Below are 6,803 nucleotides of genomic sequence, written 5' to 3' on the forward strand. Positions count from 1 at the left end.
GATTAATATATTGCCTATGCCGACGCAATCGCGGGCAAGCGCGCTCCTACAGGTAGCAAAGCATTCCAAATCAGACAGTTGAAATGTGTTTAACGGCAGCCAATACCTTAAAGCGATTTCAACCGAAGCAGGTCTTGCTCAAACGCAGCAGCGCAACGTCAGCCTTCTTCTCGGCGCGTACGATGCCGGTTTGCCAGGCGGCGATGCAAGGTGCCAGATCGCGCTCCTGTCCGGCCTGAGCCAGCCACTGCAGATGATCATGCCAATCGCCCAGCGCACCTTGAGCGGCCTTCAGACGCGATTGCATTTTCTTTGGCTGATGACTCAACTCGGGATAAGCGTCCGCGGCGTAGCGCACGCGTTTGATCAACAAGCGCAGACGATGCCGGTCATGAGCCGGATCGGCGATGGCTTCGCGAAGTTTTTTCCACTGCTTGTCCATGCCTTTCTCGATGGTCTTGCGCAGGCCTCGCAGCAATTGCTGACGTTGTTGCACCCGCAAAAATCCCGGAAACTGGTCCAGGGTGCTGAACAGTCGAGCGAGCTCAGCCGATGTCGCAACCTGCCCGTAAGCTTTGCTGACCTTATTGATGCGCACGGACGCAGCATCGGCCAGGCCTTGCTCGGCCAAGTGTGCGGCAAGTACTTCCATGTCCCGCAGCGGCGTGGTCAACTCCCCTACCGCCTTGGCTGCCGCTTCCAGTTGCTCGACACCTGATACGCCGCGAAGCGGACGCAACAGGCTGCGCAGACGCCGGACCGTAGTGCGCAGGTCGTGCAACGCCTCGGGGTCGGTGGATGCGGCGAGGCGCGCCTGACAAGCCAGCAACTTGACGTGCAGGCCCAGGACTTGTGCGACCAGATGGTCAACCATCGATGACATGAACTCATCCTTATCGTGAATCGTGGGTTTCTTTGACTGGCGATAAACGCCATGGCAAACGACGCCGTAATTGCTTCAAACGCCGCCGCAGTTCGGCCGGTGAAGACGAGCTACCCGCATAACGCTGAGCCTGAAACTCTAGGGCGAAGGCGACAATTGCGTCGGCATGCCCCGGCAATACCAGCGCAGCACGACGCGAGAACTCCTCGGCGCCCTCCCCCGGCAAACGCCGCAGGCCATGACGTGCCAGCAGTCTTTCGAACGCGCCGAACAGGCGAAGTTGCGAATCACTTTCGCGCTGCCAGGGTTTGAACACCCATAACGCGATCAACCCCATAAACACGCACAGACCCACGATGAACGCCGGAGCCTCCAGGCCGGAGAACCAGCGATTCAGCACCCGCAACTGCTCTTGCCCCTGATAGCCAAGCACCCACCGCTGCCAGCCGTAATTGAGATTATCCCAGCTGAGGCGCAGCGAATTGAGCCACGGTACATGGCGATAGCGCAGCGCCGACATGGGCGAGTCCGCTAGAAACGCCTCGTCCGCCGCCAACGCCTGCTCCAGTCCTTGTTCTATACGTTGCGGCGCCACAGCGGCGGTGGGATCGACGCTGCGCCAGCCAACACCGGGCTGCCAGTACTCAACCCAGGCGTGAGCATCAAACTGGCGTACCGTCAGGTACTGGCCGTCCGGGTTGAGTTCGCCGCCCTGATAACCGGCCACCACCCGCGCCGGAATACCCGCCGCACGCAACACGAAAGTCATCGCCCCTGCGTAATGCGCGCAAAAACCACGGCGGCTTTCAAACAGGAAGTCATCAATGCTGTCTGGTCCCAGCGTCGGTGGTTTGAGGGTGTAGTGATAAGGCTCGCGGGCAAAGTAATCGAGCATCGTCTGCACCAGCTCATCGGGCTGTGGATGACGGCGCAACAGATCGCTGGCCCACTGCCGCGCCTGAGGGTTGCCCTTGGCGGGTAATTGCAGGTCCTGTCGCTGAATGTTCTCGCTGAGTTGCGCCTCACGGGTCGCGTCCGGCCAGGAGATGACGTTGTAGAGCAACGACTGCTCCACCGGCCGACGTCTCTGCAAGCGGAAATCGTTCATCTGGCGCACATCACCCAGGTTGCTTTCGGCTACGTCCAGGCTCGATAACCAGGGTCGGCCGCTGGGCTCCATGACGATGCTGTAACTCAGGGAATCACCACGTTTCTGCCATTGCGGCATCTGCACGGTTTGCGCGCGTGGCGACTGCGACCAGCGTCGCCCGTCAAATTGTTCAAGGGTCAGGGAGCGCCAATACAACTGATTACGAGCCGGAATCGGGCCGTCAAAACTGGCGCGAAATACCAACGCCGCTGACTTGCTCAACTCAGCCATGTCCCCCGGCGCCATGTTGTCGGAAAGCCCCGTCTGGCCTTTATTACTCGGCTGCGGCAATGACCAGAGCGGCTCCAGACGCGGGAAGAACAGGAACAGCAGAAGCATCAGCGGCACCGCCTGCACCAGCAATTTGAGCGCCAGCTTGAGGCTGCCGGACTGACTGCTGGAATGACTGGATGACTGCAAGCCGATCAACGCCGCCAATAATGTGCTGACGGGTAACAAGGTGAACGCCGCCCACAGCAGGTTGTCCTCGAACAAGTAGCCGACCGTGATGCAAAAGAAGCCGAGAAAGATCAATACCAATGCATCACGCCGACTCTGCATCTCGAGCATTTTCAGCACAAAAGCCGCGACTAACAGCGCAGCGCCCGCCTCCAGCCCGACCAGGCTGCCACGGGCCAGATACACCCCGCCCGCCGTGCCCACCAGCAGCCCGCCTTTTATCCATGCACCGGGATGGCGAGCACGCATGCGGAAGATCTGCACGCGCCACAGCATGCAGGCCAGCCACAAAATGATGATGGTTCCAGGAATGTGCTGAATAAACGGCACGATGACCAGCGCTTGTGCCAATAGCAGCCAGAGCAGACTGGTACGCGGAATCGGCAGGCTCAGGCCGGACGCAACGGCGCTCATTGCCGCACGCCATAAAGCGCCAGTGCCCGAAGGCAGGTTTCACGATGCAGATTGCCACTGTCCACGGCCGACAGATAACCCGGCAAACGCAAGGCAAACGGTTGCTGACGCTGGGACAGAATCACCACCCAGTAGCACAGACGCGACAGCCGCTCTTCGATATCACCGCCCAAGGCCATGAAATCCAGGCACAAGTCCTGGCCACTCAGATCAGTGAAGTCTTTGAGCAGCAGCCCTTGGCCCCTTGAATATGCCTTCCAGTGCAGGCGTCGCCGATTGTCACCGGGCTGATAAGTGCGCAAGCCCTGATAGTCATCCACGCCGGGGCCCTTAGTCGCCACGCCGTGATCTTCGGCATGAGGTTGAACGCCCTTTAGCAGTGGCATTGCACCCGCCACCGGCCGAGGGTAAATCAGCGCAGTCTGCTCCAGATCCAGCCAGCTCCAGGTGCGCAGAATGCTTAACGGAAAGACGCTTTCAACCCGCAGCCTTGGCGCCCGCAGCCAGCCGCGATTATGCGCAGGCAAGCTCAGTTCAACCTCGATCCGCGCCTGGGAAGCAATATCGACCTGCTGCAACTGCTCGGCGTCCCAGCCCAGCGAGATCGCCTGATGAGCGTTATGATCACTTTCCAGACGCAGGCTCAGATGCACGGTTTCACCGACAAACACCGGCCTCGCCGTGCCTGCGCTAATGACCAGTCCACTCAAGTTTCGGTAGGTGTGTAGGATCCCCAGAATCGCCATCGACAGCAGCAGGAACGTCAGACCATACGCCAGGCTGTTCTGATAATTGATCGCCACCAATAACATCAAAAACAGCACCAACGCGAAACTGCCACCCGTGCGGGTGGGCAGAATGAAAATGCGCCGGTGGTCGAGTTTGACCCGGGACGCGGGGGGGATACGTCGCGCCAGCCAGCGCTGCCAGAACGGTTTGAACTGTTCGATCAAAGCGCTGGCACCTCACGCAGCAGCCATTGGACCAATGCCCCGCCGCCATGCCCGGTGGGATCGGTCCGCTCACGAAGACGATGGCCGACCACCGAGGGCAAGATCGCCTGCACGTCTTCGGGGATCACATACTCGCGTCCGGCCAGCAAAGCCCAGGCCCGAGCGGCACTGAGAATCGCCAGACTCGCCCGTGGCGACAATCCATAAGCGAACTGTGGCTGGGCGCGGGTTGCGTCCACCAGCCGCAAGACATAATCCACCAGCGCATCGCTGACCCGCACTTGCCGGGCCTGCGCCTGCAACGTACCCAGCTCGGCGTGATTAAGCAGCGGCTGTAAACGGGGTAACAAGTCCCGTCGTGATTCGCCCAGCAACAGGGCTTTCTCGGCAGAGCGTGCGGGATATCCCAGAGAAAGACGCATCAGGAAGCGGTCCAGTTGCGACTCGGGCAACGCGAAAGTGCCGCCCTGGCTGAAGGGATTCTGGGTGGCGATGACAAAGAATGGATCCGGCAGAAGACGCGTCGCGCCTTCGATAGTGACCTGCCCCTCTTCCATGGCTTCAAGCAAGGCGCTCTGGCTCTTGGGCGTGGCGCGATTGATTTCGTCGGCCAGTACCAGCTCAGCGAAAATCGGCCCTGGGTGAAAGGTGAACTGTCCGGTTTCCCGATCAAACACCGAGGTGCCAAGAATGTCACCCGGCAACAAGTCCGAAGTGAACTGAATCCGCTGGAAGCTGAGGCCCAGTACCTTGGCCAGGGTATGGCTGAGGGTGGTTTTGCCCATACCGGGCAAATCTTCGATCAACAAATGGCCGCCACCGAGCAGGCAGGTCATTGCCAACCGGACTTGCGGCTCCTTGCCTAACACCACCTCATTAATGGCGTTGAGGCACTCATCGAGTTTTCTGCCCATCGAAAACACTCTCCAGGCGACTGCCTATGGCTAAAAACAGGACTGCTGTGCAGTCACAATAAAGTTAGCGTAGGTGTTTTCGCCAGAGAGAAGAGGAAATTGGTACGGAAGGGATGGGAATGTTGCCTGAAAAACAATTGTGGGAGCGGCGATTGCGCGCGATAAACGATAACGCGGTATGCCTTCTGGCCGCGTCTCATGTATCGCGGGCAAGCACCGCTCCCACAGGCGGCCTCCTCTACTTACCTGCCAGCGCGGGATTCGCGAATATAGAAGCGGGCTTTTTCGGCTTTCTCGGTGCAACCTTCGAAGGCTTCGAATTGTTGCTGGGTCTTGGCACCGGTCAGCAAGGACAAGGCCTTGGAGTAGCTGACAGTGCCGGCGAAGCCTTCAGCCTTGGCCAGATCGAGCTCCTTCCAGGCCGAATCAAGCTGCGTCCCGCAACTTTCGCGATAACCGGTTTTACCCGCGCAACCAGTGAGAACCAGAGCAAACAAGGGCAGGACAATCCAGGCTTTCATCGGTGTTACCTCAAGAAGAAATATCAATGGTGCAGCTTTGACGGTGTCACTTGCTGAAAGTGCCATCACCGGGGCCGCAAGGGTAACTGTTTTTTTGCTGAATCAGAGCCTTCACATCGCGCAAATGAACGATAAAAATAGCCCGATTCAAGCGTATGGTGGATCAATCTGATTCGGAGGTCGTTCATGAAAAAACGTATAGCACTGGTGCTCGGTTCTGGAGGCGCTCGGGGTTATGCGCATATCGGTGTCATTGAGGAGCTGGAGCGCCGCGGTTACGAGATAGCCTGCATTGCGGGTTGCTCCATGGGCGCAGTGGTTGGCGGTGTCTATGCGGCAGGCAAACTCAGGCAATACCGGGAATGGATTGAGAGCCTGGACTATCTGGATGTGCTGCGTCTGGTGGACGTCAGTTTCCGCCTCGGTGCTATTCGGGGCGAGAAAGTATTCGGCCAGATCCGCGAGATCGTCGGCGAAATCAACATTGAAGACCTGCGCATCCCCTACACCGCCGTGGCGACCGACCTGACCCATCAGCAGGAAATCTGGTTTCAGGAAGGCTGTCTGCATCAGGCCATGCGCGCATCGGCGGCAATCCCCAGCCTGTTCACGCCAGTGATGCAGGGTAATCGCATGCTGGTAGATGGTGGCCTGCTCAATCCGCTGCCCATCGTGCCGGTGGTGTCCAGCCATTGCGACCTGATCGTCGCGGTCAATCTCAACTCGACCACCCAAGGGCATTATCAATTACCGGTGATCGAGCGTCCGCCTGCGGTGAAACGGCGCTTCGATCACATGATCAGTTCACTGGGTTCGCGCCTGCCGTTCCGTCGCAAACTGGACGCCGCTGGCAACGAGGTGTTGCACCTGCCGCAGAACAGCCCCAAGGCCAGCGCGGCGATGATTGACAATCCGTGGCTGGAATCTGCCGACCCTCAAGGTCAGCAACCCGCTGCAGCCCCTCAAGGCGAGAGCGCGCCAAAGTCCGCCACAGGATCAGTGATCATCGACAACGTCGGCCCGGCGTCACTGCTGGACCTGATCAACCAGAGCTTCGAAGTGATGCAAACCTCGCTGGCGCAGTACAAGATCGCCGGGTATCCGCCGGATATCCTGATCAATGTGCCAAAACGCGTGTGCCGTTTTTTCGAGTTTTATAAGGCACCGGAACTCATCGCTCTGGGCCGGGAAATCGCCAGCGATACGCTGGATCGGTATGAGGCGGAGCATCGAAGCGGCAGTTGAGGCCCCATTGGATGACTCATATCCTGTGGGAGCAGAGCTTGCTCGCGATAGGCTGAATGCGTTCTAAAGTGAATCGCGTCTAGCTTTATCGCGAGCAAGCTTGAACTGGCTTAATGATCCCGGACACCTCTTAAGGGCGATATGATTCGCCCAATCAGGAGGTTCCATGCAAGAGCGAAAGACCTACACCCGCGAGTTCAAGCAACGTGCTGCGAGCATGGTTCTTGATGACAACTGCTCAGTTCCCGATGTCTGTGCATCGAT

General features: G+C 58.8%; 6 protein-coding genes. 1 reads left to right on the forward strand and 5 read right to left on the reverse strand.

Annotation, left to right across the window (positions count from 1 at the left end):
* Window positions 1-118 precede the first annotated feature (118 nt).
* From KDX30_RS29150 to KDX30_RS29170, 5 genes are all read right to left on the reverse strand, one after another.
* Window positions 119-883, reverse strand: coding sequence for a CHAD domain-containing protein (locus KDX30_RS29150; RefSeq protein ID WP_231678228.1), 765 nt, complete (start codon window positions 881-883; stop codon window positions 119-121).
* A 10-nt stretch (window positions 884-893) separates the two neighbouring features.
* Window positions 894-2,906, reverse strand: a complete 2,013-nt coding sequence (locus KDX30_RS29155; protein ID WP_231678229.1) for a transglutaminase TgpA family protein — start codon at window positions 2,904-2,906, stop codon at window positions 894-896.
* A complete protein-coding gene (locus KDX30_RS29160) occupies window positions 2,903-3,859 on the reverse strand; it encodes a DUF58 domain-containing protein (protein WP_231678230.1) in 957 nt (318 codons plus the stop codon). The genes KDX30_RS29155 and KDX30_RS29160 overlap by 4 nt, the downstream gene beginning before the upstream one ends.
* Entirely contained in the window at window positions 3,856-4,773 is a 918-nt protein-coding gene (locus tag KDX30_RS29165; RefSeq protein ID WP_122398353.1) for an AAA family ATPase, read from the reverse strand. The genes KDX30_RS29160 and KDX30_RS29165 overlap by 4 nt, the downstream gene beginning before the upstream one ends.
* 242 nt (window positions 4,774-5,015) lie before the next feature.
* A complete protein-coding gene (locus KDX30_RS29170) occupies window positions 5,016-5,294 on the reverse strand; it encodes a hypothetical protein (protein ID WP_027901763.1) in 279 nt (92 codons plus the stop codon).
* Between the two features lie 186 nt (window positions 5,295-5,480).
* Between KDX30_RS29170 and KDX30_RS29175 the strand changes: the two genes are divergently transcribed.
* Window positions 5,481-6,539: a patatin-like phospholipase family protein gene (locus tag KDX30_RS29175; RefSeq protein ID WP_099268636.1), complete on the forward strand. Its 1,059-nt coding sequence runs from the start codon at window positions 5,481-5,483 to the stop codon at window positions 6,537-6,539.
* Window positions 6,540-6,803: the final 264 nt, after the last annotated feature.

Origin of the sequence: Pseudomonas quasicaspiana, from assembly GCF_021147825.1 — a bacterium.
Classification (GTDB): domain Bacteria; phylum Pseudomonadota; class Gammaproteobacteria; order Pseudomonadales; family Pseudomonadaceae; genus Aquipseudomonas; species Aquipseudomonas quasicaspiana.

Excerpts from the sequence above, each read along its gene's own strand:
- KDX30_RS29170 (WP_027901763.1), bottom strand. The coding sequence starts at position 5,294 with ATGAAAGCCTGGATTGTCCTGCCCTTGTTTGCTCTGGTTCTCACTGGT.
- KDX30_RS29150 (WP_231678228.1), bottom strand. The coding sequence starts at position 883 with ATGTCATCGATGGTTGACCATCTGGTCGCACAAGTCCTGGGCCTGCAC.
- KDX30_RS29165 (WP_122398353.1), bottom strand. The coding sequence starts at position 4,773 with ATGGGCAGAAAACTCGATGAGTGCCTCAACGCCATTAATGAGGTGGTG.
- KDX30_RS29175 (WP_099268636.1), top strand. The coding sequence starts at position 5,481 with ATGAAAAAACGTATAGCACTGGTGCTCGGTTCTGGAGGCGCTCGGGGT.
- KDX30_RS29155 (WP_231678229.1), bottom strand. The coding sequence starts at position 2,906 with ATGAGCGCCGTTGCGTCCGGCCTGAGCCTGCCGATTCCGCGTACCAGT.